General features: G+C 63.6%; 2 protein-coding genes. Both read right to left on the minus strand.

The features are described from left to right. Window positions 1–79 precede the first annotated feature (79 nt). Window positions 80–691 (minus strand): 3-isopropylmalate dehydratase small subunit, encoded by a 612-nt coding sequence (gene leuD / locus Q0349_RS05655; RefSeq protein ID WP_298079905.1) that lies wholly within the window; start codon window positions 689–691, stop codon window positions 80–82. Beyond that, window positions 688–1,427: aconitase family protein (locus tag Q0349_RS05660; RefSeq protein ID WP_298079906.1), on the minus strand; the 740-nt coding region annotated here is incomplete at its 5' end. The genes Q0349_RS05660 and leuD, both read right to left, overlap by 4 nt.

Consider the following 1,427-nt stretch of genomic DNA (forward strand, 5'->3'; position numbering starts at 1 on the left):
AGATGCAGGACTTTTTCCGCTTCTGCCATAATTTCCGGGCCGATGCCGTCGCCGGGGAGAAAGAGGATGTTTTTCATGTTTATTCCTTGAAAAGCCAGGGGAATTGTTGCCGGTGCCGCGCTTCAAAGGCGCGGATGTCGGCGGCGTGTTGCAGCGTTTGCCCGATGTCGTCGAGGCCGTGATAGAGCGCGTGCTTGCGGAAGCCGTCCACGCTGAACGGGTAACTTGCCGCACCACATTGAATCGTCTGCATTTCCAGATTGACTTCAATCGTGACCGCATCCGCCGTTTGCGTCGCTGCGAGCAGCGCTTCGGCGTCGGCGGCGCTGACCTGTGCGGGCAGGACGCCGTTTTTGAAGCAGTTGCTATAGAAGATGTCGCCAAACGATGGCGCAATGACCGCACGGAAGCCGTATTCATCAAGCGCCCACACCGCGTGTTCACGCGAGGAGCCGCAGCCGAAATTCGCCCCGGCGAGGAGGAATTTGGCGCCGTGGTAGCGTGGCTCGTTCAGCACGAACGCTGGGTTGGGCGCGCGGTCGGGCAGATAGCGCCAGTCATCAAAGAGGTACTGGCCGAAACCGGTTTTGCTGATGAGCTTCAGATATTGCTTTGGCAGGATGGCGTCAGTGTCTATATTGCTGCGGAAGAGCGGCGCGAGCAGGCCGCGTTCAACGGTAAATGCCTTCATGCCAGCCACTCCCGTACATCGACAAAGTGCCCGGCAACCGCCGCCGCGGCCGCCATCGCCGGACTGACCAGATGGGTGCGTGCGCCCTGCCCTTGCCGCCCTTCAAAATTGCGGTTCGAGGTGGAGGCACAGCGCTTGCCCGCCGGGATGCGGTCGGCGTTCATCGCCAGACACATCGAGCAACCCGGCCCGCGCCATTCAAAACCGGCGGCGGTGAAAATGCGGTCGAGGCCTTCGGCTTCCGCCTGCGCCTTGACCAGCCCGGAACCGGGCACGACCAGCGCCGTTTCAATATTCGCCGCCACCTTGCGCCCTGCGAGGATGCGGGCGGCGACGCGCAAATCTTCAATGCGCGCGTTGGTGCAAGAGCCGATGAAGACCGCATCGAGCGGGATGTCGCCCACCGCCTGCCCTTCGCGCAGCCCCATATAATCGAGCGCGCGCGCGTAGGCGTTGCGCTGGTTGGCATCACGCGCGTCGGCAAGATGCGGCACCACGCCGCCGACATCGACCACCATTTCCGGCGACGTACCCCAGCTCACCTGCGGCGCGATTTTTGCCGCATCCAGCACGACTTCCGCGTCAAACACCGCATCATCGTCGCTGACCAACGTGCGCCAATACGCCTCCGCCGCCTCCCACAGCGCGCCCTGCGGCGCACTCGGCCGCCCGCGCAAATACGCGAGCGTCGTCTCATCGACCGCGACCAGCCCGGCACGCGCGCCCGCCTCAATCG

The organism is uncultured Cardiobacterium sp., from assembly GCF_938028185.1.
GTDB lineage: Bacteria > Pseudomonadota > Gammaproteobacteria > Cardiobacteriales > Cardiobacteriaceae > Cardiobacterium.